The sequence below is a fragment of the Allokutzneria oryzae genome (assembly GCF_042429765.1).
In the GTDB taxonomy this organism is placed as follows: domain Bacteria; phylum Actinomycetota; class Actinomycetes; order Mycobacteriales; family Pseudonocardiaceae; genus Allokutzneria; species Allokutzneria oryzae.
Genome location: NZ_JBHLZU010000026.1, coordinates 131,316 through 154,295, shown reverse-complemented (window position 1 = coordinate 154,295; position 22,980 = coordinate 131,316). Strand labels below are relative to the sequence as shown.

Genomic DNA, 22,980 nt, shown 5'->3' with positions numbered 1-22,980 from the left:
TCGCACAGTATCCGGCCACTCAGTGTCAGACCCCCTGGCTACCGTCGGTCCCGTGCTGACGACCTGAGTCCACCAGCGATGACGGCGAACGGACGCTGACTGACGCGCGACGAACCCGCGATGAGCTCGGTCCGGACGGCGGCACTGGTCCACCCACGCGCAGGAGGCGGTGAAACACGTGCTGACACGACTCTCGGACAACCCGGAAAGCGCCGAGCTGCCCCGCTCAGGTATGTGGCTGGGCACCTGGCTGGCGCGGCTGGGTTCGGTGCCCGGGCGGGTTCTCGCCTACGCCCGCGGCAGGCTGGCCGTTGGCCACCCGCCCACCGAAGCCGTTGCGCCCCAACGGCCCCCGGTGCTCATCCCCGGCGAGCCCTGGGCCGACCAGGCGATCGCGGAGGTCGCCGTGATGGTGCCGGAGCACACGCGGTGCTGGGAGGAGCTGCTCCGACACGCGCTGGCGCTCACCTCGGCCCGCCCGGCCAGGAAGTGGCGGACGCGGGCACGTGAGCTGCTGGACTCCCTCGGCGCGGACGAGGTCTTCGCCAGGACCGACCGCTGGCTCACCAGCTACGCCACGGCGCCACCCGGACGCACCCACGAGCACAACGACAACGCCGTCCGCGGGCTGCTGTGGCTGCGCACGGTCGCCCCGGAGGAGGGAACCAGTCCGCGTCTGCTGGGCGCGGTCGTGGAGGGAGCGCTCGTCCGGGAAGGGCGCACCGGCCCGCGCGGCGCCAGGGTGGCGGGCGCGGCCGTGCACGTTCTCTCCACACTGGACAGTGACCCCGCGCTCGCCGAGCTCGTGCGGCTGGCGAGCCGGATCACCTACAAGGCGACACTCCGCCAGCTGGACCGGGCGTTGCAGGCGAAGGCGGACGCGCTGGGCATCACCAGGGCCGAGATCGACGAGATCGCCGTCCCGCACCACGGGCTCACCACGATCGGCCGGGGCGTTCAGGACATCGGCGACGCGCGCGTGGAACTGCTGGTCGAACCGACACGCGTACGCGCGATCTGGCGCGACAACACCGGCACGGCGACGAAGTCCGTTCCCGCGAGCGTCCGCGACGACCACGCCGACGAACTCCGCGCGCGCATCAAGGACATCGACAAGGCACTCGCCGAGCAGAAGGCGCGCCTGGAACTCCTGTTCCTGGAGCACCGCGTCTGGCGTTTCGACCAGTGGCGCACGCGATACCTGGACCACCCGTTGGTCGGCACGATCGCCCGCAGGCTGATCTGGATCGTCGGCGTGACGCCGTGCGTGTACTACGACGGCAAACTGCGCGGTCTGGACGGCGAGCCGGTACACGCGCGCCCGTCAGACGACGTCGCCCTGTGGCACCCGATCGACCACGACACCGACGAAGTCCTGGAGTGGCGAGAGCTCCTCGCGGAACAAGGCGTGGTGCAGCCGTTCAAACAGGCCCACCGCGAGGTCTACCCGTTGACCGAAGCGGAGCGGAACACCGGGCTGTACTCAACCCGCTTCGCCGCGCACATCCTGAAACAGCGGCAGTTCCACGCACTGACGGCCGCGCGCGGGTGGAGCAACCAACCGCGGTCGACGGTCGACGTGAGCTGTCCTCCCACCGTGCGCGAGCTGCCGGAGTGGGGCCTGCGCGCGGAGTTCTGGGTGGACGGCCTCGGCGAGGACCACGACGCGGGGGTGACGCGCTCCGGCAGCTACCACTACGTCGAAACCGAGCACATCCGCTTCTACCCGATCCAGGCGCCGGAGAACGTGGCGTACGCGCCGGGCCGCGGGTACGCGCAGTGGGACGACGTCAACGACGAGCTCGCGGAACCATTGCCCTTGGCCGATGTCCCGCCACTGGTACTGAGCGAGGTGCTGCGCGATGTCGACCTGTTCGTCGACGGCGCGAGCATCGGCAACGACCCCGCTTGGCAGGACGACGGCGCGGACACCTGCTACCGCGAGTACTGGGACTCCTACGGCTTCGGCGAGCTGTCGACCACCGCGCTGACACGTCGCGAGGTGGTGCGCCGGGTGGTGCCGCGGCTGGCGATCGCCGACCGCTGCACGGTCACCGACCGGTTCCTTGAGGTCCGAGGAGACCTGCGGAGCTACCGCATCCACCTCGGCTCGGGCAACGTCCTGATGACCCCGAACGACCAGTACCTCTGCGTCCTTCCCCGACAGGCCAAGGACGTCGACGGCCTGGCCCGGCTGCCGTTCGAAGGGGACCGGATGCTGAACCTCGTGCTGGGCAAGGCGTTCCTGCTCGCCGAGGACACCGCGATCACCGATCCGACCATCGCCGGGCAGCTGCGGTGACGACCGCGCGGTTCAGTCGGCGATCGACTTGGCGTAGCAGCGGCTCAGCGGGTGGTCCTTGTAAGCGCCGAAGTTCGGGATGCGCTCGTACCCGTTGGCGCTGTAGAGGGACATCGCCTCCGGCTGCTTGGTCCCGGTCTCCAGCACCATGCGCCGCCGACCGGCGGCGCGCGCCGTGTGCTCCAGCTCGCTGAGCATGCGCTTGGCCAGTCCACGGCCGCGCGCGCTGTTCACCACGTACATGCGCTTGATCTCGGCGTCCCCGTCCTGGAACTGCGGGTCGTCGCTGTCGTGCGCGCGCCATCCACCGCAGACCACGGGCACCTTGTCGAGGTAGCCGACCACGAACAGCCCCAGCGGGGGCGCGAACTCCGCCGGGTCGACCGGGGTGACGTCCTCGTCGCCGTACCGCACGACGTACTCCTGCTGGACCTCCGCGATCAGCTTCACGGCATCGGGATGGTCATAGCTCACGACGCGCAAATCCATGGCCGCACCCTATGCGACCAGGCATGTGGATAGGAATACGATTTGTTGCATCATCACTCAGCGCCAGTGTTCCCACCCGGTGGTCGGCCCCTCGTACGGCCTGCCGTCCACCGTCACCCCGGAGCCCTTGCCGACCCAGCCGATGGGGTGCCAGTCGTCCGGCACCTGCCCTGGAGTCGGGAAGGCCGCGACGAGCGCGTGGTCCTCGCCTCCGGTGAGCATCCAGTGCAGCGGGTCCGCGCCCAGGGCCGAGGCCACGTCCAGCAGGCGCTGGTGCACCTCGAAACCCTCGGTGCGGACGTTGATCGCGACCTCAGAGGCGCGTGACATGTGGCCGAGGTCGGCGAGCAGCCCGTCGGAGACGTCGAGCATCGCGGTCGCCCCCGCGCGAGCCGCCTGCGGGCCCGCCGCGTAAGGCGGCTCCGGCACCCGCTGGGCGCCGACAACCGCCACCGGAGAACGGAAACCACGGCCGAGCACGGCCAGTCCGGCTGCCGCCCAGCCGAGGCGGCCCGCGTAGGCGAGCACGTCGCCGGGTCGCGCCCCGGACCGTGTCACCGGCGCCCTGCCCTCAAGATCACCGAGCGCGGTGACCGAGATCACCAAGGTGTCCGAGGTGACCATGTCGCCGCCCACGACGCCGATGCCCGCGTTGCCCGCCTCCTGCCACATCCCGGCGAAAAGCCCGTCGGCGAGCTCCACGGTGGTGTCGGCCGGACAGGCGAGCCCGACGAGGACTCCGGTGGGCACCGCGCCCATGGCCACGATGTCGGCGAGGTTCACCGCGACCGACTTCCGGCCGACGTGCTCGGGGTTGGACCAGTCCAGACGGAAGTGGACGCCTTCGACGAGCACGTCGGTCGATGCCACCACCCGGCCGTCGGGTGCCGCGACCACGGCGGCGTCGTCGCCGGGCCCGAGCAGGGTCGGGGGTGGCTGGGTCCGGCCCTCGGTCACCCTGCGGATGAGCCCGAACTCGCCGAGGCCGGCGACCGTCTCCGCGTCATGCGGCGGTTCCGGACGCACACCCACCTCCGACCCTGAGCACCCCGACCCCTGACTGGGGTAGTTTTCCGAGCACGTTCCTACCCCGTGCAGACAGCTCAAGACGAAGGGGCACGCCGTGGTCCAGGCATACATCCTGATCCAGACCGAGGTCGGCAAGGCAGCAGCCGTCGCCGCCGAGATCGCCACCATCAGCGGCGTGATCACCGCGGAGGACGTGACCGGTCCGTACGACGTGATCGTCAGGTCCGAGGCGGAGACCGTCGACCAGCTCGGCCAGCTCGTGGTGGCGAGCATCCAGGGGGTCGAGGGCATCACCCGGACACTGACCTGTCCCGTGGTGCACCTCTAGCACCTCCTGTCGACGACGGTCGCCGGGAGCCGCCCCCGGGACCGGCCTCGTCCCCCGCGCATGTTGTAGTAGCCGGGTGCCCGACAAGCCGACGGACAACGCGTTCCCTCGACCGCTGGTGATCCTGGCGGTCGGGCTCCCGGTACTGCTCGCGATCGCCGTCGGCGTCATCGGGCTCCTCTCCGGACCGGCGGACGAGGCGGAGCGGGAGCTCCAGGCGCGGCGCGAGCAGGAGATCTCCGCCGCCCGCCGCACGGGCCCGCTGCCCCTGCCACCCGTGTCCGCGCCCGGCTCGGCGAGCCCGGAGTGCCGCGCGGTGCTCGACGGCCTGCCCGCCGAGCTGACGTCGAACTCCGAGAAGCTCGCCCGCAGGCAGATCGCCGAGCCCGCGCCCGCGGCCACCGTCGCCTGGGGCAGCCCGAAGGTGGACCCGGTCGTCCTGCGCTGCGGCCTCGACCGGCCCAACGAGCTGACCCGGACCAGTCCGCTGCTCATCGTCGGCGGCGTCACCTGGCTGGAGATCGCCGAACCGGGCGTGAGCACCTGGGTCGCGGTGGACCGCCCGGTGTACGTGGTGCTCACGATTCCCCAGGACGCCGGCACCGGGCCGCTGCAGGAGGTCTCCGCGACCGTGGCGAGGGCGCTGCCGCCCCGCGTGCCCGACCTCACCGGCACCCCACCCGGCCAGGGACCGCCGCACTCGATTCCCCCGACTCCCACTCGCTGACCCCCCTCGTCCACCCGCGACGCCACGACCGTCCACTCAGGACAGCGGTGGGTCAGCGCAGGCCGGTGCCCCGCGCGATCGCGGTCTCGATCAGCGTGGTCAGCAGGCGCGGGTAGTCCACACCCGTGACGTCCCACACCTTGGGGTACATGGAGATCGGTGTGAAGCCGGGCATCGTGTTGACCTCGTTGATGATCGGCGTGCCGTCCGAGGTGACGAAGAAGTCCACCCGCGCGAGGCCCTGGCAGTCCAGCGCGTGGAAGGCGGCGACCGACATCGCCCGGATGCGCGTGCTCAGCTCGTCGTCCAGCTTCGCCGGGATGTCGACCTCGCACGCCTGGTCGGCGTCGAGGTACTTGGAGTCGAAGTCGTACCAGTCGGCGGGCGCGCTCTCCAGCATCCGGATCTCCGAGGGCAGGCTGGCCTCCACCCGGCCGTCCGGGTACTCCAGCACGCCGACCTCGACCTCGCGCACCACGAGGCCCTTCTCCACCAGGACCTTCGGGTCGGTCTGGCGGGCGAGCGCGATCGCCGCGTCCAGTTCGGCCCAGTCGGCCACCTTCGAGATGCCGATGGAGGAGCCCGCGCGCGCGGGCTTGACGAACACCGGCAGGCCGAGCCGCTCCCGCTGCCGCTCGGTCAGGGTCGCCTGGTCGCGCCGCAGCACCTCGAAGGGCACGCTCGGCATGCCCTCGGCGGCGAGCAGCTTCTTGGTGAACTCCTTGTCCATGGAGGCGGCGCTGGCGAGCACGCCCGCCCCGACGTAGGGCACGCCCGCCATCTCCAGCAGGCCCTGGATGGTCCCGTCCTCGCCGAACGCGCCGTGCAGGACGGGGAAGACCACGTCCACCCCGGAGAGCACCTCACCGGCGCGGCCGGGCTCCAGCAGCACGACCCCGCCGCGGGTCGGGTCGCCCGGCAGGGCCACCGCGACGCCGTCCTCGGGCACCGACGGGAGGCTGCGGTCACGGATCTCCAACGCTTTCGGATCATCTGTGCCCAGCACCCAGGCCCCGTTGGGGGCGATTCCGACCGGAACGGCCTCGAACCGGGTGCTGTCCAGGTGGGTCAGCACGCTGCGCGCCGATACGCACGAAACCCCGTGTTCCGTGCTGCGACCACCGAAAACAACCGCGACCCTCGTCCTGCGTTCTGCCATGCCCGTGACCCTACCGGGGGACGCGCGCGGCCCTCCGGGCCGACTTGACCCTGGTGAGACCGTCATGGTGTGCAGCCGTGCGAGCTCGTGAGCGAGGTGAGGGTGGCGGTCCGGGAGCCGGGCTGCCCCCGTCTTCGCGCGAGCCTGGTGGCGGATCTCATCCGCTCGCTGACCGGCTTCCACTGGGTGGGCATCTACCAGGCTTCGCCCAGCGAGGTCGAGCTGCTCGCGTGGAGCGGCCTGCCCGGCCCCGCGCACCCGCGCTTCCCGCTCGCGGAGAACCTCACGCTGGAGGCGGTGCGGCAGGCCGAGCCCATCGTCTGCAACGACGTCGCCGGGGACCCTCGGTACGTGGCCGCCAGCGACAAGGTCGGCTCCGAGGTGATCGTCCCGGTCGTCGACGGCGACCACGTGCTGGGCACACTCGACGTCGAGGACTGTCGTCAGGGGATCTTCACCGAGGACCTGGTCACGAGGCTGCTGGCGATCGCGGCGGAGCTGGTTCCGCTGTACCAGGAGCAGCACGCGCTCGACTGAGCAGTTCCACCAGCACCGGTACCGCGCCGTCGAGCTGCCCCCGGGTGCACGCCGTGTACCCCACCGCAACGCCGAACCAGGCCGGGACGCCGACGTGGTGCCGTTCGAGCCCGTCGAGCACCAGCCCGCGCCGCCGCCCCTCGGCCAGCAGCTCGCGCTCGGCCTCCAGCGACGGCAGCGGGACGATGAGGTGCCCGCCCGCCTCATCGCCCACCGTCGGGACGCCGGCGGCGGAGAGGGCGCTCACCAGCGACGCCCGGCGTTCTCCCAGCTCGCGGCGGAGTCTGCGCAGGTGCCTGCCGAGGTCGCCGTGCCTGGCCAGCTCGACCAGCACCCGCTGTCCGGCCGCCGAGGGCGAGGTGCCGGTGAGGTCGCGGTGGGCGATCACCGCGGCCGCGACCTCCTGGGGCGCGACCATCCACCCGATGCCGAGCCCCACCGTGAGGATCTTGCTCGTGGTGCCGAGGTGCACGACCACGTCCGGGGCCAGCGACGCCAGCAGCGGCAGCGGGGCGACGTCGTAGCGCATCTCGCCGTCATAGTCATCTTCGATGACCAACCAGCCGTTGGCACGAGCCCGCTCGACCAACTCGCTACGCCGGGCGGCGGGCAGCCTGCCGCCCAACGGGTACTGGTGCGCGGGCGAGCAGTAGACCGCGACCACCTCGGCCGGGATCTCCGGGACCACGAGCCCGTCCTGGTCGACCGGAGCGGGCACCACGCGAAGCCCCGCAGCGCGGAAGGCACCGACGGCGCGCTGGTACCCGGGCTCTTCGACCGCGACCGCCGCTCCCCTCGGCAACGCCGCCATCGCCAGCTCCCCGACCGCCGCCGTGGTCCCGGCGGTCGCGAGCACGGCGTCCTCCGGAGCGCTCGGCACCACGAGGCCACGGTGTCGCAACAGGTGCTCCGCGACCGCGGCGCGGTAGTCCGGGAGTCCGGCGCGCTGTGGGCGCAGCAACGGCTCCGACTCCGCCGCCGCACGCCACGCCCTCCGCCACGCGGCCGTCTCGATGCCCTCGGCCAGCCCGGCCCCGGGAGCGAGGTCGATGCCGTTGCCGGGTTCGGCGCTCGGCGCAACCACGGCACTGCCCGGTCCCGGTGCGGGCGGCGTCGCGGTGACGAAGGTGCCCGAACCGTGCCTGCCGTCGAGCCAGCCCTCTGCGTGCAACTGGTCGTAGGCGGCCGCCGTCACGGTCCTGCTGACCTTGAGGTGGGTGGCGAGGGCCCGCGTCGAGGGCAGCCGGTCGCCGCTGCGCAGGTGGCCGGTGGTCGCGGCGGCGCGCAGCGCATCGGCCAACTGGGCGGCCAGTGGCCGGGGGGCCGCGCGGTCCAACACGATCGGCAGCTCGACGGGCAGCACGATAGTGGCCTCTCGAAATCGGGCCGTGGTGGCTATTCGATAATGCCACTTCACCCGCCAGGCTAGGCGCTGGCACGCCGATCCGCCAAGGAGGGTCCCGCCGTGACAAGACCACCGCTGTCACCGACCGAGCGCAGCACCATCCGGCGCGGCAAGGAGCGCGCCGCCTCCGAGCGCGCCGAGCTCGACGCGCTGCTGGACGCCGCGGTGCTCTGCCATCTCGGCGTGGTGGTCAACGGGGCGCCTGTGGTGCTGCCCACCTGCTTCGGCTGGTCGGACAACACCCTCTACGTGCACGGGTCGACTGGTGCGACCACGCTGCGCACGGCGATCGCGGGCGCCGAGGTCTCCGTCGCGATCACGCTGCTGGACGGGATCGTCTACGCCCGCTCGGTGTTCCACCACTCTGCCAACTACCGATCGGCGGTGGTGCACGGGCGGGCGCGGCTGGTGGAGGACCGCGACGAGAAGCTGCGCGCTCTCGAAGTCATCACCGAGCACGTCGCGCCCGGATCGTGGGACTACACGCGCGGGCCGAGCGCGAAGGAGCTCGCCGCGACCTCGGTGCTCGCGCTGGAGCTGACCGAGGCCGCGGTGAAGATCCGCCGTGGGCCGCCCGGCGACGACGAGGCCGACGTGACCGAGGACTCCTGCTGGGCCGGGGTCCTGCCGGTGCGCCAGGTCTGGGGCGAGCCGGAACCCTGTCCGCTGCTACCGGACGGCGCCGAGGTCCCCGCGCACGTCCGCCGCCGTCAGGCTCCCTGACACCAGGTCCTGCCGGTACTCCGTCATGCCCTGCCTGCGCGGGCCGAACACGTGGATGCTGACGGCCGGGTCGGGGCTGGAGTTGCGCACCTCGTGCACGTACTCCGGGCCGAACACGCGGGTCTGGCCCGTGGTCAGCGCGTGCACCAGCTCGACCGGGCGGCCGTCGGCGCCGACGCGGGCGACCCGCTCCACCAAGGAACCGCTGACCACGGTGAACGCGCCGTGGCCGCCGCTGTGGTCGTGCAGCTCGGTGTGCTGACCGGGCAGCCAGCTCATCAGCCAGATCTCGTGCTCGTCGGTCTTCTCCAGCAGCCCCACCCAGCGTTCGGCGGGGGCGTAGCGCAGCCGGTGCGCCCAGCGCGAGCGGTCGGCCGCGACCTGGAGCGCGATCCTGGCGGGGTGCAGCAGCACCGGTCGGTCGTTGGTGGCGATGGTGTTGGGCGGAACGGCGAACATCGGTGTGGTCCCTACGAGGTGTGGTGATGGTGCGAGCACGCACACTTCGTCGCCGGTCAGGCGGACGGGATCGGTGCGGCCACGCGCGAGCAGGCGGGGCGGATCACCACGAGAGACAGAGCGCGCTGGCAACCCGGACGAGGGCGATGTGGCCCTTCCGGTGCGTGATGGCGCGCGAAGACATGCCTAAATCGAACAGGAGGCTTCGGCCGTCCGTCAAGTCACCACGGCATCGAGGGCTTGAATCACATCGGCCACGAGGTCATCAGGGTCTTCACAGCCGACCGACAGCCTGACCAGCCCCTCTGGCACCGGGTCACCCCACTGCGCGCGCCGGTCCCCGGTGGTGTGCAGTCCCCCGAAGGAGGTCGCCGCCGCCACCAACCGCGCCGCCGCGACGAACCGGTCGGCGGTCTCGGCGTCGGCGAGCTCGATCGTGACGACGCCGGGGAACCGCCTCATCTGCCGGCGGGCCAGCTCGTGCGCCGGATCACCGGGCAGACCGGGCCAGCGGACGGTGCGGACGGCGGGATGCGCCAGCAGCGCCTCGGCGAGCGCCGCCGCGTTCGAGCTCTGCCGGGCCAGCCGCAGGTCCAGGGTGCCCAGGCTGCGGTGCGCGAGCCAGGTCTCGAACGGGGCGGGGACGGCGCCGCCGAGGGTCCGCGCCTTGCGCAACCGGTCAGCCAACACGGAGTCCACTGTGGACACATGCCCCATCAGGATGTCGCTGTGGCCCGTCAACGCCTTGCTGTCGCTGGCGACGACGAAGTCGGCACCGAGCGCGAGCGGTTGTTGACCGAGCGGAGTCGCGGTCGTGTTGTCCACCGCGACAAGGGCTCCGGCCGCGTGCGCACGGTCCACAAGGGACTGGATGTCGCAGACGTCGAGCCACGGGTTGGACGGCGTCTCCAACAGCACCAGCCGGACGCCGTCGAAGTCCGGCCACGACCCGGTGGTCGGCACTTCGAGCACGGTCAGCGCGAGCGCGGCGAGCTCCTCGGCGACGAACGTGCGCGTCGCGAAGTAGCCGTCCGACGGGATCACGACGGTGTCACCGTAATGGAGCACCGTGCGCAGCAACGTGCTGATCGCGGCCATGCCCGACGGGAAGAGCACGCACTGACCGCCGTCGAGCTCGCCGATGGCGGTCTCCAGCGCACGCCACGTCGGGTTGCCCGCACGTGCGTAGTAGTCCGGCTCGGAGCGTCTCGATGAACCGTTCAGGTGGTAAGCCGTCGCGAACACCGGCCCGGCCAGCAACGGCTCCCCGACAACGGGATCGGCGAGTCCTGAGTGGACACAGCGCGTTCCGTCACCCAGCCCCCGAGCCCAGTCCCGGGTCATGAGCGCTCCGGCTTCTGCTTGCGGCCCAGCAGCTCCACGACCATCTCGCGCGGTTCGAGCTCGCCCTCGCAGAGCCGGTGCACCGCCTCGGTGATCGGCATCTCCACACCGTTGCGGTTGGCCAGCTCGCGGATGGACGAGCAGGACTTCACTCCCTCGGCGACTTGCCCGTGCGCGGCGTCCTGCGCCTGCGTCAGGGTCTCCCCCCGGCCGAGGCGCTCGCCGAAGCTGCGGTTGCGCGACAGCGGCGAGGAGCAGGTGGCGACCAGGTCGCCCAGCCCCGCCAGCCCGGCGAAGGTGAGCGGGTCGGCCCCGAGTGCCGCGCCGAGTCTGCTGGTCTCGGCAAGCCCGCGGGTGATCAGCGAGGCCGCGGTGTTGGTGCCGAAGCCGAGCCCGACCGCGATGCCACAGGCCAGGGCGATCACGTTCTTGCACGCGCCGCCGAGCTCGCAGCCGATGACGTCGGTGATCGTGTACGGCCGGAAGTAGCCGGTGGCGCACGCGCGTTGCAGTTGCACAGCCCGGTCGTGGTCGGGGCAGGCGATGACCGTCGCGGTCGGCTGCTGCACGGCGATCTCCATCGCCAGGTTCGGCCCGGAGACCACCGCGACCTGGTCCTCCGGCACCTCGGCGACCTCGCGGACGACCTCGCTGATCCGCTTGAGGGTGCCCAGTTCCACGCCCTTGGAGAGGCTGACCAGGGTGGCCCCGGCTGGCAGCAGCGACCGCCAGCCCGCGAGGTTGCGCCGCAGGTGCTGGCTCGGCACGCCGAGCACGACGACGTCCGCGCCCTCCAGCGCCTCCGCGGCGTCCACAGTGGACCGGAGCCGCTCCGGCAACGTGATCCCTGGGAGGTAGCCGGGGTTCTCCGCGCGCTGGTTGATGGCCTCCACCACCTCCGCCCGGCGCGCCCACAGCGTCACGTCCCGCCCGGCGTCGGCGAGCACCTTGGCGAAGGTCGTCCCCCAGGAGCCCGCTCCGAGGACCGCGATGCGCTGGGCGTTCACTCGCCGCCCTCCCGCTTCGTGCCGTTGCGCGCCTTGCGCGGCGAGTAGAACTCCGTCGGCGCCTTCTCCCCGCGCACGTCGGCGAGCAGGTCGCGGACCTCGCTCATCAGGTAGTCGGTGACCTCGCGCAGCAGCTCGTTGTCCACCGCGCGGCCCTGGAACCGCGACATGTCCAGCGGGTCTCCGATGCGCACGACGACGGTCTTGCGCGGGAACAGGCCCAGCCGCTTGCGCTTGTGGTCCCAGACCCGGTGGGTGCCCCAGTGCGCCAACGGGATCACCGGCACCGAGCCGTCGAGGCAGTGCTCGACGGCGAGCCTGGCGACCCCGGTCCTGGAGACCATCGGCCAGAAGTCGGGGTCCTTGGTGAGGGTGCCCTCCGGGTAGATCGTGACGATCTTGCCGTCGGCCAGCGCCTTGTCCGCCGCCTCAAGGCTGTTGCGCGCGTCGGCGCTGCCCCTGCGGACCGGGATCTGGCCGGTGCCGCGCAGGATCGGCCCGAGCACCGGGATCTTCCACAGGCTGTCCTTGGCCATGAACCTCGGCACCCGCTTCGCCTGGTGCACGAACACGGCGGTGTAGGGCGGGTCGAGGTGGGAGATGTGGTTGCCGACGAGCAGCGCGGCGCCTTCCGCGGGCAGCTTGTCCCGGCCGACGAAGGTCCTCTTGGCCAGCAGCCTGGTGCCCGGATAGAAGATCGCCGCGGCGACGCCCACCCAGAATCCGCCCTTTTCCCTGGCCACGCGTTGCCTCCCGTTCACTGCCCCGCCCGGCGCGGTGCTGGGGTGAGTCTTCCCGCAGCGGTGCCATCAGGTCCAGCCGGACACCGGACCGTGGCTTCAGGTAAGGATGAACCGTGTCCTACGAAGTCGATCTGGTGGTCCCGGTCAAGCCACTGCACCGGGCGAAGTCGCGGCTGCTCGGCGCGGCGGACTGCGGCAGGCGCGACCCGGGAGCGCACGCCGCCCTGGCTCTGGCGCTGGCCAAGGACACGCTGACGGCGGCCGCCGAGGCGCCGGGGGTGCGCCGCGTGGTGGCGATCACATCCGACCCCGAGGTCACCTCGGCACTGCGCGCGCTCGGCGTCGAGTCCATCCCGGACGAACCGGACAGCGGGCTCAACGAGGCGCTCCGCCACGGGGCTCGGGTGCTGCGGGAGACCGACCCGCTCGCCCGCATCGGTGCGCTCCAGGCGGACCTGCCCGCGCTGCGCCCCGCCGAGCTCGGCGCGGCGCTGGCCGCGTCCGAAGGCCGCCGCGCGCACTGCCCGGACCGGCAGGGCACCGGGACGACCCTGCTGGTGGCGGGTCTGGGTGGCGAGCTCGATCCGCGCTTCGGGCCGGACTCCTCCGCCGCTCACACCGCCACCGGGGCGTTCCGGTTGCTGGGAGACTGGCCCTCACTGCGCTGCGATGTGGACACCGAGGAGGACCTGGAGGTGGCAGCCGCACTGGGACTCGGCCGCCACTCCGGCGAACGGCTGCTCGCGCGGCTGCGGAAGCCCTGCCCCTAGCGACAAGCGGTGGAGCCGACGCAGTCGCGCCCGGAGTAAGCGACGTTCCGCCGCCGCACGTCGGAGTAATGCGCCGAGCAGGTGACGTTGCCGAGCAGAGGGCCCTCTTGGTCGCGCGGGCTCCACACGCCGACGGTGCCGGTCTGGTCACCGAACGCCTCCTCCGTGTTCGCTCCCCGGGTGCTCGCGGGTCGGCAGCGGGCCGTCGAGCAGCTCGCGGAACGCGTTGCGGCTGAACGCGGTCGGCGTGTCCTTACGCGGCACAACACCGCCCGCATACGGGATCGGGGTCTCCGCAGTCACCACACGGATGCGCCCGAGCAGCGGATCGCGGTGTAGTCCGGAGGTGTAGTACCCCCTCGTACCATCGGTCCCGGAAGTCGGTGACGTGCTTCTCGCCGCCGGTCGGCACGTCGGGTCAGGTGCCCGATCCGCACGGGCTTGTCCACATCGGACATGAGGAAGGTGACCGGCCGGATGGTGCGCGGGGCGCGGCAGGGCTGCTGAGCCCAACGCCGGGGTGGAGAGCACGAGCAGCGCTCCGGCGACGGTCCTGGTTCCCAGGTTCACGCCGGCAGCGTGGCAACGCCGCGACGGCCCCGGCGAACTTTCGGGATGCGCGTGATCTTCCTGCCAGGGCGGGAAAGAGCTATCGTGCGAGCTGTGAGCACCTCTGACCAGGCAACTGTCCACTCCGTCCTGCCGGACGGCGCGGTCACCGTGCTCGACGACGACGGCCTGCTGCACACCGCGGACGCCGAAGCCGTTCGCGCGGGCGGCTGGCGTGCGCCCAGGGCCGGGCAGCGGGTGGCCTTGCGCCGTCAGGACGCCCGGATCACCGCCGTCCTGCCGCCGACCCTGGCCTGAACCATGCGTTCATCTCAACGCCGTGACAGGTTCACCACTCCGAGTGCCGTGAACAGCGCCGACGGAGCCTCGGTGCGGAACAATGGCGCAACGTGAGCCCGGACAGCAGCGAGAGCAGATCAGCAGCCCGTTTCTCCGGTGGCGGCGCGACGAACCGCTCCGAGGAGCACGCGGCGCACCAACGCGCCGTTCCCCCGCCTCCCGCGGCCACGCGGCCCGCCGTGCCGACGGGCCTGCCGGACGACCGGTACTTCAACCGGGAGCTCGCGTGGCTGGACTTCAACGCCCGGGTGCTGGCGCTTGCCGAGGACCCGTCCGAGCCGCTGCTGGAGCGGGCCAAGTTCCTGGCGATCTTCGCGTCCAACCTGGACGAGTTCTACATGGTGCGGGTCGCCGGGCTGAAGCGCCGCGACGAGACCGGCCTCTCGGTGCGCAGCGCCGACGGCCAGTCCCCGCGCGAGCAGCTGGCCAGGATCTCCACCCGCACCCAGGACCTGGTCGAGCAGAACGCGAGCGTGTTCCTCAACGAGCTGCGGCCGGAGCTGGAGAAGCACGACATCCGCATCGTCGGCTGGGACGACCTCGACGACGCCGACCAGCTGCGGCTGGGGACGTACTTCACCGAGCACATCTTCCCGGTGCTGACCCCGCTCGCGGTCGACCCGGCGCACCCGTTCCCCTACATCTCCGGGCTTTCGCTGAACCTCGCGGTGACCGTCAAGGACCCCGAGGGCGGCACGGAGCGGTTCGCCCGCATCAAGGTCCCGGACAACGTGCCGCGGCTGGTGCGGGTGGAGCTGGATTCCGACGCCGACACCGCGACCTTCCTCCCGCTGGAGGCGTTGATCTCCGCGCACCTGGACAAGCTGTTCTCCGGCATGGAGATCAGCGAGCACCACGTGTTCCGGGTCACCCGCAACGCCGATCTTGAGGTGGAGGAGGACCAGGACGAGGACCTGTTGCAGGCGCTGGAACGCGAACTCTCCCGCCGCCGCTTCGGTCCCCCGGTGCGCCTCGAAGTCGAGGAGTCGATGAGCGAGCACATGATGGAGCTGCTGCTCCGCGAGCTCGACGTCGACCCGCACGACGTGGTCGAAGTTCCCGGCCTGCTCGACCTGAACTGCCTGTGGCAGCTCTACGCGCTGCACCGGCCGCAGCTGAAGAACGCGCCGTTCGTGCCCGCGACGCACCCGGCCTTCGGCGAGGGCGAGACGCCCAAGAGCGTGTTCCAGACGCTGCGCGAGGGCGATGTGCTGGTGCACCACCCGTACCACGCGTTCTCCACGAGCGTGCAGCGCTTCATCGAGCAGGCCGCCGCGGACCCGCACGTGCTCGCGATCAAGCAAACGTTGTACCGGACCTCCGGCGACTCCCCCATCGTCGACGCGCTGATCGACGCCGCCGAGGCGGGCAAGCAGGTCGTGGCGCTGGTGGAGCTCAAGGCGCGCTTCGACGAGCAGGCGAACATCAAGTGGGCGCGGGCGCTCGAACGCGCGGGCGTGCACGTGGTCTACGGCCTTGTCGGGCTCAAGACGCACTGCAAGACCGCGCTCGTGGTGCGCCAGGAAGGCTCCACCATCCGCCGCTACTGCCACATCGGCACCGGCAACTACAACCCGAAGACCGCGCGGCTGTACGAGGACCTCGGCCTGCTGACGGCGGAGCCCTCGGTCGGCGCGGACCTCACCGACCTGTTCAACGTGCTGACCGGGTACGCGCGGCAGAGCACCTACCGCAGCCTTCTGGTGGCCCCGCAGGGGGTTCGGCGCGGCATCATCGAGCGCATCGAGCGTGAGATCGGCCACGCCCAGGCGGGCCGCCCCGCCGGGATCCGGCTCAAGGCCAACGCCGTCGTCGACGAGCAGGTGATCGACGCGCTGTACCGGGCCTCGCAGGCCGGAGTGCCGGTCGAGGTGGTCGTGCGCGGTATCTGCGCTTTGAAACCGGGAGTTCCGGGTCTGTCCGAAACGATCCGCGTGCGCTCGATCCTCGGCCGCTTCCTGGAGCACTCCAGGGTCATCCACTTCGCGGGCTGCGACGAGTACTGGATCGGCAGCGCGGACATGATGCACCGCAACCTCGACCGCAGGGTCGAGGTGCTGGTGCGCGTCACCGACCCCAAGCTGACCAGAGACCTCTCCGCCATGTTCGACGTCGCCATGGGCCCCAACACCCGGTGCTGGGTGCTCGGCCCCGGCGGCGGCTGGACCCCCTCCCCCGCGGAGGGCGAAGAGGTGCTGGACCTTCAGACGGAGATGCTGCGGCGGTACGGAGCGAAGGCGTGAGCGAGACAGACCCCGTTGTCCTGGCGGCGGGCGCCGTGCTGTGGCGCTGGGACCTTTCGGGCAAACCCGAGGTCGCGGTGGTGCACCGGCCGCGCTACGACGACTGGACGCTGCCCAAGGGCAAGCGGGACGAGGGCGAGACGATCCCGGCGACGGCGGCCAGGGAGGTCCTGGAGGAGACCGGTTTCACCCCGGTCCTCGGCCGGGGCCTCGGCTCGGTCCGGTACCCGGTGACCACAGTGGACGGCCGAAGTGGACAGAAGGTCGTCGACTACTTCGCCGCCAGGGTCGCTGGCGGGGAGTTCGTGCCCAACGACGAGGTCGACGCGCTGCGCTGGCTCGGGCCGGAGCAGGCGGCGGTGCTGCTGACCCGCGCCCACGACCGCGCGATCCTGGACGCCTTCACCGCGCTCCCCCCTGACACCACGACGCTGCTGCTCGTCCGGCACGCCAAGGCCGGAAAGCGGGAGAAGTGGAAAGGCGACGACGATCTCCGGCCGCTGAGCAAGAACGGTGTGAGACAAGCCGCCGCGCTCCGCGAACTGCTGCCGCTCTACGGCCCGGACCGGGTGTTCACCGCACCTCGCGTCCGCTGCGCGCAAACCGTGGAATGCGTCGCGAAGGACCTCGGTGTGCCGATGCGGGAAGAACCGCTGCTGAGCGAGGAGGGCTATTGGCCGCATCCCTCGGAAGGCGTCGGCAGGCTGCTGGAGATCGCGGCTGAGGGCGGCACTCCTGTGGTGTGCAGCCAGGGCGGGGTCATTCCCCACGCGGTGGAGCACCTGGCGCGCTCCTCGGGGATCACGACCCCGGCGCTCGCCGCCCGCAAGGGCAGCCTGTGGGTGCTCTCCTTCGCCCTCGCAGGCGGCGCCGTCCCCACCCTGGTGGCGGCCGACTACCTGGCGAGCCCCTTCCCCCGCGACTGACCCACGCGCACCACGGCTGTGCGCTGAATGGGTCATGCGGGTGCCCTGAGCGCCCCCGGATGACTCGTTCGGCGCACCGCCTCGGTGGGTGGCGGCTCGCCGACCACGTGTCTTGAGAGCCTCCGAGCCCGCTGCTGCGAGCGGATCATCCTGTTAGGACGGTCGGGCGTCGCACGGACGGTCTGGTGGCCGAAACGAAACGGGGCCCGGTCCTGTGCAGGACCGGGCCCCGTTTCTCGGCTGGCACCGCGGGGTGCGGTGGGCCGTACTTACTTCTTGGCGCGAGCCGGCTTCTTGGCAGCGGGCTTCGCCGCGGCCTTGGCCGTGGTCGCCTTCTTCGCCGCCGGCTTGGCGGCGGGCTTGGCGGCGGCCTTGGCCGTGGTCGCCTTCTTCGCGGTGGCGGCCGCGGGCTTGGCGGCGGCCTTCGCCGTGGTCGCCTTCTTCGCGGCGGGCTTCGCTGCCGGCTTGGCGGCGGCCTTCGCCGTGGTCGCCTTCTTCGCGGCCGCGGGCTTCGCGGCGGCCTTGGTGGCCGGCGCCTTGGCCGCGGTGGCCTTCGCGGTACGCGTGCTGGTGGCGCGCGTGGTGGTGCTCTTGGTGGCGGCCGCCGCGCGGGCCGTGGTGGCCTTGGCGGTGGACGACTTGGCCGCGGTGGCCTTCGGCAGCTTCTTGGTGCCGCTCACCACGTCCTTGAACGTGGTGCCCGCGCGGAAGGCGGGGATGTTGGTCTTCTTCACCTTGACGGTCTCACCGGTGCGCGGGTTGCGCGCGGTGCGAGCGGCGCGGGCGCGCTTCTCGAAGACGCCGAAGCCGGTGATCGTGACCTTCTCGCCCTTGTTGACGGTGCGGACGATGACGTCCACGAGACCGTCCACGGCGGTGTTGGCGGTCTTCTTGTCACCAAGGCGCTCCGCGAGCGCCTCGATCAGCTGGGCCTTGTTCACTTTCAGTCCCTCCCAGGACAGTTACGGCCCAGTCGGGCCGACTACTTGGCCCAAGATAGGCGTAACAGAGCGCATTCTCCACACGCCACGCCCAAAAACCTTTACGGCACGCGGAAATGCGCCCTTCCGAGCTACAACCCCCGACGGGGCGCCGTCCTGGGAGGGAAAACCGATTGTTGCTGCTCAATCCCCTTTGGCAGTAGCGGATCCGGCCCGGTCAGGCCCCGGAAGCGGCCTGTGTCACGGGAAGCCAGGCCGGTCGATCACGTTCAAAAAAGTCGATCTCCTGGGCGTGTCGCAGGGTCAGCCCGATGTCGTCGAGGCCCTCAAGGAGCCGCCAGCGGGTGTAGTCGTCGATGTCGAAGGGGGCCGTGAAGTCCTTCGCACGAACCGTCTTCGCGGTGAGGTCGACGGTGATCTCCGTCCCGGGCTCGGCTTCCAGCAGCTTCCACAGCTGCTCGACGTCGGTCTGCTCGCACCGCGCGGCGAGCAGACCGGCCTTGCCGGCGTTGCCGCGGAAGATGTCCGCGAAGCGCGAGGAGATCACCACCCGGAAGCCGTAGTCGGCAAGTGCCCAGACGGCGTGCTCCCGCGAGGAGCCGGTGCCGAAGTCCGGCCCGGCCACCAGGACGCTGCCCGCGCGGTAGGGGTCGGTGTTGAGCACGAAGTGCTCGTCGGCCCGCCAGGCGGCGAAGAGGCCGTCGGCGAATCCCGTGCGACTGACCCGCTTCAGGTAGACGGCGGGGATGATCTGGTCGGTGTCCACGTTGGACCGCCGCAGCGGAACGCCGACACCAGTGTGCGTGGAGAACGGTTCCATGGTCTTGAAACGCCCTTCTCAGTCCAGGTCCGCGGGGGAGGCGAGGGTGCCGCGCACGGCGGTGGCGGCGGCGACGAGCGGGGAGACGAGGTGCGTCCTGCCGCCCTTGCCCTGCCGTCCCTCGAAGTTCCGGTTGGAGGTCGACGCGCTGCGCTCACCGGGGGTGAGCTGATCCGGGTTCATGCCAAGGCACATCGAGCAGCCCGCCTGGCGCCACTCGGCACCGGCGTCGAGGAAGACCTCGTGCAGGCCCTCGGCCTCGGCCTGTGCACGTACACGCATCGAGCCGGGCACGACGAGCATGCGCACGCCGCCCGCCACCTTGCGCCCCTTGAGAACCTCGGCGGCGGCGCGCAGGTCCTCGATGCGGCCGTTCGTGCACGAGCCGAGGAAGACGGTGTCGACCGAGATCTCGCGCAGCGGCAGGCCCGGCTTGAGGTCCATGTAGGACAGCGCCTTCTCGGCGGCCAGCCGCTCGCTCTCGTCGGCGATCCCGGCGGGGTCGGGAACCGCGGCGTCCAACGGCAGCCCCTGCCCGGGGTTGGTGCCCCACGTCACGAAGGGGGTCAGCTCATCGGCGTTGATCCGGATCTCGTGGTCGAAGGTCGCGTCCTCGTCGGTGGCCAGGGTGCGCCAGTACTCGACGGCGGCGTCCCAGTTCTCGCCCTCCGGCGCGTGCGGGCGCCCCTTCAGGTAGGCGAAGGTCACCTCGTCCGGCGCGATCATCCCGGCGCGCGCGCCCGCCTCGATGGACATGTTGCAGACGGTCATCCGCGCTTCCATGGACAGCTGCCGGATCGCGCTGCCGCGGTACTCCAGCACGTAGCCCTGTCCGCCGCCGGTGCCGATCTGGGCGATGACGGCGAGGATCACGTCCTTGGCGGTGACTCCGGGCCGCAGCTCGCCGTCCACGGTCACGGCCATGGTCTTGAAGGGGCGCAACGGCAACGTCTGCGTCGCCATCACGTGCTCGACCTCGGAGGTGCCGATGCCGAAGGCGAGCGCGCCGAAAGCGCCGTGGGTGGAGGTGTGGCTGTCACCGCAGACGACGGTCATGCCGGGCTGGGTGAGCCCGAGCTGCGGACCGACGACGTGCACGATGCCCTGTTCGGCGTCCCCCATGGGATGCAGGCGGATGCCGAACTCCGCGCAGTTGCGGCGCAAGGTGTCCACCTGCGTCCGCGACACGAGGTCCGCGATCGGCTTGTCGATGTCGACGGTGGGGACGTTGTGGTCCTCGGTGGCGATCGTGAGATCGGGCCGGCGGACGGGGCGACCTGCCAGCCGCAGGCCCTCGAACGCCTGGGGACTGGTCACCTCGTGCACCAGGTGGAGATCGATGTAGAGCAGGTCGGGCTCGTCACCGCTGCCCTGACGCACAACGTGCGCCTCCCACACCTTCTCCGCGAGCGTGCGTGCCATCGCTTGTCTCCGTGGGGTTTCTCGCGAGTAGTCCGGCAGGCGGCGGCCGGTGACCGCGCCGCGAACCACATCTGGACTTCCCAAATACCGGGAAGCTAGTATCGACGTGTGGGACAGCATAGCGGCATCGGCGTCTTGGACAAGGCAGTGGCAGTGCTGCACGCGGTCGCCAAGGACCCCTGTGGCCTTGCGGAGTTGTGCAGCAGGACCGGACTGCCGAGGGCGACGGCACACCGGCTCGCGGTGGGCCTGGAGGTCCACCGCCTCCTCCAGCGGGGAGCGGACGGGCGCTGGCGCCCCGGCGCGGCCCTCGCCGAGCTGGCGGGCGGGGCGACCGACCCCCTCGTGGACGCGGCGAGCTCGGTCCTGCCCCGGCTGCGCGACATCACGGGCGAGAGCGTGCAGCTCTACCGCAGGGACGGGATCCTGCGGGTCTGCGTGGCCAGCGCGGAGCCGCCGAGCGGCCTGCGGGACACCGTCCCGATCGGCGCGCGCCTGCCCATGACGGCGGGCTCGGGTGCCAAGGTGCTGCTCGCGTGGGCAGACCCGGCGACCCAGAGAGCGGTCCTGGGGGACGCGGTCTTCGGCGAGCGGACGCTCCTGGACGTCCGCCGCCGGGGCTGGGCGCAGAGCGTCGCGGAGCGGGAGCCCGGCGTCTCCAGCGTCTCGGCCCCGGTGCGGGACGCGACGGGAGCGGTGGTGGCCGCGGTCTCGGTCTCGGGCCCGGTGGACCGCATCGGCCGCCGTCCGGGAGCCCGCTGGGCCGCGGACCTCCTGGCAGCCGCCGAAGCCCTCCAGTCCCGCATGTGAACAGCTCCCCCACCACCCCAGAGCCGCCTCCCCCAGGAGGCGGCTCTCCTTGCATAACAACCCCGTATACCCAGTAACAAACCCGCAAGTAGAACCGACATACAAAGATTTACCTAAAGAAAAACCGCCACAACAACGAAACAGCCATCCCCAAAACGAACAAGACCACCAAGACCGTAAAGCGGCAAAGCCATAGGCGAGCCGACACCACAACCAAACCGAACCCGCAAAGGCGAAGGCGAAGCCGAGCAACCCCAGCGAGCCACAGCCGGGGGGGCCGGGGCGAAGCCCGCCGGCGTGGGGGCTCGGCCCCCACAGAGAAATACGAAAAAGCCCGTACTCACGTTCTCCGTGAGTACGGGCTTCCCCGCTTTGTAGCCCCGACGGGATTTGAACCCGCGCTACCGCCTTGAGAGGGCGGCGTCCTAGGCCGCTAGACGACGGGGCCTTGAACTAGGGAGGTGTTTATCCTGCCCTGCTGGGGTACTAGGACTCGAACCTAGAACGGCAGAGCCAGAATCTGCTGTGTTGCCAATTACACCATACCCCACCGCATTCGGGCCGGTGTTCCGGGGGCCTTTCGGCTTCCGTTCCGCCGTCCCTCTTGCTGAAATGAATACTAGACCACGCCCCCACGATCCTCCAAATCGGCCCCCTCCTCACGCGTTTGTGCAGGTCAACGCGCTGGAAGGGGGCCGGGGGCGACAGGGCGAGTTGATCAGCGGGTGATCACGTGCCCACCGGGGCGACGTCGCAGACGAGGGCCTCGGGGAGCTCGTCGAGCGTGGCGATGGCGAGGACGCCCTGGGGGACCTCGGCGTGGGTGTCGCCGCGGTCGAGCCAGACACCGTGCATCCCGGCGTCGCGAGCGCCGACGGCGTCCACGTCGAGCCGGTCGCCGACGTGCATGACCTGCTCGGGCGGCAGGCCGAGCGCCACGGAGGCGGTGTGGAAGATGGCCGGGTCGGGCTTGGCGACGCCCAGCTCACCGGCGATGATCACGTGGTCGAACACCTCGGCGAGGCCGAGGTCGGCGATCTTCATCCGCTGCAGCGGCCCGGAGGCGTTGGTGATCGCGGCGATGCGCAGGCCGGCGGCGCGCAGCCAGTCCAGGCAGGGCCAGACGTCCTCGTAGACCTCCCAGGCGGCGCGCATGGCCGCGACCCGCAGCTCCTCGCGCTCCTCCAGCTCGGAGTCGGCGAGCTCGACGCCCAGCTCCGCGAAGAAGGCCCTGGTCCGCTCGCGCCGCATGGTTTCGTAGTCGACCTCGCCTGCGAGATAACGCGCCAACTGCATTTCGGTAACGCGTTCCCATAACGGCCACGCGTCGTCGTGCCCCACCAACGCGGCGAGCCCGCGCCTGGAGGAAGTCACATAGTCGACCAGCGTGTCGTCGATGTCGAAGCACACAGCACGGATTTGTCCGACCTTCTCGGAGGAGGCGATAGGAGCTAAGGCGGATGTCACCCGGTGAGATTACGCGCTTACGAAGTGTTTTCGACTCGGCTAAGGAGGTGATTGTTATGTCCGCTGGCTCGGTCAAGAGCCAGCGAGACACAACGCTTAGTACTTAACCTGCCTTGGCGGGCCTGGCGAGCACCCGCGCGCGGCCCAGGAGTTCCCTCGACTCGCGCAGCGGCCGGGAAACCGTACGACCGCAACCCGCACCGCGCGAAAGCCTTACGGGGCTTCAAACCGGGCCCGTCCACAAGCGCGGACCGCGTCACCTTTTCGATCTTCTCGGTCGTCCACTCCGGCAGCACCTCCCAGGCCGGCCCGGCGTCCGCGCCGAGCGCCTTGGCAACCGATTCCGGCTCGGGGCGACGGAATCCCCGTCGGCGGACAGGAAACGCAGCATCCCGACCGCCCCGGACAGCACGACCAGCC

General features: G+C 71.0%; 23 protein-coding genes and 2 tRNA genes. 10 read left to right on the top strand and 15 right to left on the bottom strand.

Annotated elements, in window-relative coordinates:
* Positions 1-178 precede the first annotated feature (178 nt).
* Positions 179-2,302, top strand: coding sequence for a DUF4132 domain-containing protein (locus ACFFQA_RS29195; RefSeq protein WP_377859216.1), 2,124 nt, complete (start codon positions 179-181; stop codon positions 2,300-2,302).
* 12 nt (positions 2,303-2,314) lie between these two features.
* On the opposite strand, the gene ACFFQA_RS29190 is transcribed toward ACFFQA_RS29195, so the two are convergent.
* A complete protein-coding gene (locus ACFFQA_RS29190) occupies positions 2,315-2,791 on the bottom strand; it encodes a GNAT family N-acetyltransferase (protein WP_377859213.1) in 477 nt (158 codons plus the stop codon).
* A 57-nt stretch (positions 2,792-2,848) separates the two neighbouring features.
* Positions 2,849-3,817, bottom strand: coding sequence for a thiamine-phosphate kinase (locus tag ACFFQA_RS29185; protein ID WP_377859211.1), 969 nt, complete (start codon positions 3,815-3,817; stop codon positions 2,849-2,851).
* Between the two features lie 97 nt (positions 3,818-3,914).
* On the opposite strand from ACFFQA_RS29185, the gene ACFFQA_RS29180 reads away from it, so the two are divergent.
* Both ACFFQA_RS29180 and ACFFQA_RS29175 read left to right on the top strand, forming a co-directional pair.
* Positions 3,915-4,148 (top strand): Lrp/AsnC ligand binding domain-containing protein, encoded by a 234-nt coding sequence (locus tag ACFFQA_RS29180; RefSeq protein WP_377859209.1) that lies wholly within the window; start codon positions 3,915-3,917, stop codon positions 4,146-4,148.
* Between the two features lie 76 nt (positions 4,149-4,224).
* Positions 4,225-4,875 (top strand): DUF3515 domain-containing protein, encoded by a 651-nt coding sequence (locus ACFFQA_RS29175; protein WP_377859207.1) that lies wholly within the window; start codon positions 4,225-4,227, stop codon positions 4,873-4,875.
* A 52-nt stretch (positions 4,876-4,927) separates the two neighbouring features.
* Here the strand turns inward: ACFFQA_RS29175 and ACFFQA_RS29170 are convergent, their stop codons facing one another.
* Positions 4,928-6,034 (bottom strand): D-alanine--D-alanine ligase family protein, encoded by a 1,107-nt coding sequence (locus ACFFQA_RS29170; protein ID WP_377859205.1) that lies wholly within the window; start codon positions 6,032-6,034, stop codon positions 4,928-4,930.
* An 87-nt stretch (positions 6,035-6,121) separates the two neighbouring features.
* On the opposite strand from ACFFQA_RS29170, the gene ACFFQA_RS29165 reads away from it, so the two are divergent.
* Positions 6,122-6,571 carry a GAF domain-containing protein gene (locus ACFFQA_RS29165; protein ID WP_377859202.1) on the top strand — a complete coding sequence of 150 codons (450 nt, stop codon included), beginning with the start codon at positions 6,122-6,124 and terminating at the stop codon, positions 6,569-6,571.
* Here the strand turns inward: ACFFQA_RS29165 and ACFFQA_RS29160 are convergent.
* Entirely contained in the window at positions 6,504-7,934 is a 1,431-nt protein-coding gene (locus ACFFQA_RS29160) for an aminotransferase-like domain-containing protein (protein WP_377859199.1), read from the bottom strand. The two genes, ACFFQA_RS29165 and ACFFQA_RS29160, sit on opposite strands and share 68 nt — an antisense overlap.
* 102 nt (positions 7,935-8,036) lie before the next feature.
* Between ACFFQA_RS29160 and ACFFQA_RS29155 the strand changes: the two genes are divergently transcribed.
* A complete protein-coding gene (locus ACFFQA_RS29155; protein WP_377859197.1) occupies positions 8,037-8,699 on the top strand; it encodes a pyridoxamine 5'-phosphate oxidase family protein in 663 nt (220 codons plus the stop codon).
* Here the strand turns inward: ACFFQA_RS29155 and ACFFQA_RS29150 are convergent.
* The 4 genes from ACFFQA_RS29150 to ACFFQA_RS29135 all read right to left on the bottom strand — a co-directional run bounded on the left by ACFFQA_RS29150 (position 8,646) and on the right by ACFFQA_RS29135 (position 12,252).
* Positions 8,646-9,158, bottom strand: a complete 513-nt coding sequence (locus tag ACFFQA_RS29150) for a cysteine dioxygenase (protein WP_377859194.1) — start codon at positions 9,156-9,158, stop codon at positions 8,646-8,648. The genes ACFFQA_RS29155 and ACFFQA_RS29150 overlap by 54 nt on opposite strands.
* 216 nt (positions 9,159-9,374) lie before the next feature.
* A complete protein-coding gene (locus ACFFQA_RS29145; protein ID WP_377859191.1) occupies positions 9,375-10,502 on the bottom strand; it encodes a cystathionine gamma-lyase in 1,128 nt (375 codons plus the stop codon).
* Positions 10,499-11,509 (bottom strand): NAD(P)H-dependent glycerol-3-phosphate dehydrogenase, encoded by a 1,011-nt coding sequence (locus tag ACFFQA_RS29140; RefSeq protein ID WP_377859189.1) that lies wholly within the window; start codon positions 11,507-11,509, stop codon positions 10,499-10,501. Before ACFFQA_RS29140 ends, ACFFQA_RS29145 begins: the two co-directional genes overlap by 4 nt.
* Positions 11,506-12,252: a lysophospholipid acyltransferase family protein gene (locus ACFFQA_RS29135; RefSeq protein WP_377859186.1), complete on the bottom strand. Its 747-nt coding sequence runs from the start codon at positions 12,250-12,252 to the stop codon at positions 11,506-11,508. Before ACFFQA_RS29135 ends, ACFFQA_RS29140 begins: the two co-directional genes overlap by 4 nt.
* Before the next feature lie 113 nt (positions 12,253-12,365).
* Here ACFFQA_RS29135 and cofC point away from each other — a divergent pair, with 113 nt between their 5' ends.
* Positions 12,366-13,022: a 2-phospho-L-lactate guanylyltransferase gene (cofC, locus tag ACFFQA_RS29130; protein WP_377859183.1), complete on the top strand. Its 657-nt coding sequence runs from the start codon at positions 12,366-12,368 to the stop codon at positions 13,020-13,022.
* 147 nt (positions 13,023-13,169) lie between these two features.
* On the opposite strand, the gene ACFFQA_RS29125 is transcribed toward cofC, so the two are convergent.
* Positions 13,170-13,325, bottom strand: coding sequence for a hypothetical protein (locus ACFFQA_RS29125; RefSeq protein ID WP_377859180.1), 156 nt, complete (start codon positions 13,323-13,325; stop codon positions 13,170-13,172).
* A gap of 360 nt (positions 13,326-13,685) precedes the next feature.
* Between ACFFQA_RS29125 and ACFFQA_RS29120 the strand changes: the two genes are divergently transcribed.
* The 3 genes from ACFFQA_RS29120 (at position 13,686) to ACFFQA_RS29110 (ending at position 17,100) form a co-directional block, all read left to right on the top strand.
* The gene (locus ACFFQA_RS29120) at positions 13,686-13,889 is read left to right on the top strand and encodes a hypothetical protein (protein WP_377859178.1); all 204 of its coding nucleotides are present in this window, start codon (positions 13,686-13,688) and stop codon (positions 13,887-13,889) included.
* Positions 13,890-13,981: 92 nt separating this feature from the next.
* Entirely contained in the window at positions 13,982-16,174 is a 2,193-nt protein-coding gene (locus ACFFQA_RS29115) for an RNA degradosome polyphosphate kinase (protein ID WP_377859176.1), read from the top strand.
* Entirely contained in the window at positions 16,171-17,100 is a 930-nt protein-coding gene (locus ACFFQA_RS29110) for an NUDIX hydrolase (protein ID WP_377859174.1), read from the top strand. Before ACFFQA_RS29115 ends, ACFFQA_RS29110 begins: the two co-directional genes overlap by 4 nt.
* Positions 17,101-17,369: 269 nt before the next feature.
* On the opposite strand, the gene ACFFQA_RS29105 is transcribed toward ACFFQA_RS29110, so the two are convergent.
* The 3 genes from ACFFQA_RS29105 to leuC all read right to left on the bottom strand — a co-directional run bounded on the left by ACFFQA_RS29105 (position 17,370) and on the right by leuC (position 20,283).
* Entirely contained in the window at positions 17,370-18,041 is a 672-nt protein-coding gene (locus tag ACFFQA_RS29105) for an HU family DNA-binding protein (protein ID WP_377859172.1), read from the bottom strand.
* Between the two features lie 217 nt (positions 18,042-18,258).
* On the bottom strand, positions 18,259-18,861 hold the full coding sequence (gene leuD, locus ACFFQA_RS29100) for a 3-isopropylmalate dehydratase small subunit (protein ID WP_377859170.1): 603 nt from the start codon (positions 18,859-18,861) through the stop codon (positions 18,259-18,261).
* 18 nt (positions 18,862-18,879) lie between these two features.
* Positions 18,880-20,283 carry a 3-isopropylmalate dehydratase large subunit gene (gene leuC, locus ACFFQA_RS29095; protein ID WP_377859168.1) on the bottom strand — a complete coding sequence of 468 codons (1,404 nt, stop codon included), beginning with the start codon at positions 20,281-20,283 and terminating at the stop codon, positions 18,880-18,882.
* 108 nt (positions 20,284-20,391) lie between these two features.
* Between leuC and ACFFQA_RS29090 the strand changes: the two genes are divergently transcribed.
* Entirely contained in the window at positions 20,392-21,093 is a 702-nt protein-coding gene (locus ACFFQA_RS29090) for an IclR family transcriptional regulator (protein ID WP_377859165.1), read from the top strand.
* Between the two features lie 375 nt (positions 21,094-21,468).
* On the opposite strand, the gene ACFFQA_RS29085 is transcribed toward ACFFQA_RS29090, so the two are convergent.
* The 3 genes from ACFFQA_RS29085 to ACFFQA_RS29075 all read right to left on the bottom strand — a co-directional run bounded on the left by ACFFQA_RS29085 (position 21,469) and on the right by ACFFQA_RS29075 (position 22,560).
* Positions 21,469-21,541 (bottom strand) — tRNA-Glu (locus tag ACFFQA_RS29085).
* Positions 21,542-21,571: 30 nt separating this feature from the next.
* Positions 21,572-21,643 (bottom strand) — tRNA-Gln (locus ACFFQA_RS29080).
* A gap of 179 nt (positions 21,644-21,822) precedes the next feature.
* Positions 21,823-22,560 carry an HAD family hydrolase gene (locus tag ACFFQA_RS29075; RefSeq protein WP_377859162.1) on the bottom strand — a complete coding sequence of 246 codons (738 nt, stop codon included), beginning with the start codon at positions 22,558-22,560 and terminating at the stop codon, positions 21,823-21,825.
* Positions 22,561-22,980 lie beyond the last annotated feature (420 nt).

Bases quoted from the DNA above. Each gene is read 5' to 3' on its own strand.
- ACFFQA_RS29190 (WP_377859213.1), bottom strand. From the start codon at position 2,791: ATGGATTTGCGCGTCGTGAGCTATGACCATCCCGATGCCGTGAAGCTG.
- ACFFQA_RS29170 (WP_377859205.1), bottom strand. From the start codon at position 6,034: ATGGCAGAACGCAGGACGAGGGTCGCGGTTGTTTTCGGTGGTCGCAGC.
- ACFFQA_RS29150 (WP_377859194.1), bottom strand. From the start codon at position 9,158: ATGTTCGCCGTTCCGCCCAACACCATCGCCACCAACGACCGACCGGTG.
- ACFFQA_RS29145 (WP_377859191.1), bottom strand. From the start codon at position 10,502: ATGACCCGGGACTGGGCTCGGGGGCTGGGTGACGGAACGCGCTGTGTC.
- leuD (WP_377859170.1), bottom strand. From the start codon at position 18,861: ATGGAACCGTTCTCCACGCACACTGGTGTCGGCGTTCCGCTGCGGCGG.
- leuC (WP_377859168.1), bottom strand. From the start codon at position 20,283: ATGGCACGCACGCTCGCGGAGAAGGTGTGGGAGGCGCACGTTGTGCGT.